Annotated in this window: 2 protein-coding genes; both read left to right on the forward strand. The window is 37.2% G+C overall.

Features of this window, described 5'->3' with window-relative positions; translation table 11 throughout:
* The first annotated feature begins 433 nt into the window (after positions 1–433).
* Positions 434–985, forward strand: a complete 552-nt coding sequence (gene rpoE / locus AC1DSB_RS19210) for a DNA-directed RNA polymerase subunit delta (RefSeq protein WP_016428284.1) — start codon at positions 434–436, stop codon at positions 983–985.
* A 295-nt stretch (positions 986–1280) separates the two neighbouring features.
* Positions 1281–1437: hypothetical protein (locus tag AC1DSB_RS19215; RefSeq protein WP_477587413.1), on the forward strand; the 157-nt coding region annotated here is incomplete at its 3' end.

The raw sequence follows: 1437 nt of genomic DNA on the forward strand, positions 1-1437 counted from the left end.
ATGTATAATTGTGAGTCTCATGAACATAAACTCTTTTTTAAAGGTAATGTTATATGAGAGCCGATACCCACTCTTATTAAAAAAGTACAAATAAAAGTTTACAATGCCAAAATTAAAAATATTCATAAATTCCATTTTAAAAAGATAAACTTATTAACTTAATTGGGTATAATAGAACAAGAGGAATTGGGAGGATGTCACAATGAAAAACAGCATACATATTGTCGTGGTTTTGGCATGCCTTATCGGGACATTTTTCTTGTATAACAAGCAAATGGGGTCGATTCCCTTACTGATATTATCGATTTACTTGTTTTATTTCGGGTGGACTACGATAAGGGAAACAAAAAACAACAAATCACGGTAGCATATTTCAATGAGGTTTGTATATAATGGTTATTATGCCAACGTATGTAGAAAGGACGTGCACGATTTGAAATTTCGTGAAATGACAACAGAACAACTAAGTGAAGAATCGTTTATCGATTTGGGATATGCAATATTGGAAGAAAAACACGAATCTCTGACTTTACAAGAATTACTAGATGAGATCAAAAAATTAAATAAATTTACTGAAGCTCAAATGAAAGAACGTATGCTTCAGTACTATACAGATATGAACATCGATGGTCGCTTCCTGGCGATTTCTGAAAACCGTTGGGGTCTACGCGAGTGGTACCCTGTTGAACAAATTGAAGAAGAAACAGCGCCTACTGTAAAAGTTCGCAAGAAAAAAGCAAAAGCTGATGTGGATGAAGACGATCTTGAAGATGATTCAGATGATGATGAAATCGCATTCGAAGAGGACTTCGATGAATTTGTTGAAGACGTAGATGGCGAAGAAGACTTCGACTTGGACGAGGACGACGATGAAGAAGAAATCGAAGAAGTGGCTGCTGAAGAACTTCTTGATACAGACGATGAATTCGAAATCGTGGACGAAGAAGATGAGGAAGATGAAGAAGACGAAGAAGACGAAGTATAATAACCCTTGACTTCTTAGTTCATTCAGATTAATCTTTTACTTGGGCTCCCTAAAAGGGAGATTGAACGCTTATATAATGCGCTCCCCCTGCAAACACTGCAGGGAGGGCGCTTTTTTTGTTTTTACAAGTGTAAAGCGCAACATTAGTTCAGAGTTGTCGAAAATAGCATGAAAACTCGTTTTTACTAAGTTTCAAAACTTACAATCGAGCCGAAGCTTGAAACGATCTTGAACTTTTTAACAGCACGCCTCACCCAACTTCATTTCAAATACACCATAATAGGAGGAGTTAGCTTTGACTAAATATATTTTCGTAACAGGTGGCGTAGTTTCTTCACTTGGTAAGGGAATTACCGCGGCTTCACTCGGCCGTTTACTGAAGAATCGTGGACTTAACGTAGCGATTCAAAAATTCGATCCATACATTAACGTAGACCCAGGTACAATGAGCC

Source organism: Paenisporosarcina sp. P4_E4_2 (assembly GCF_056401595.1).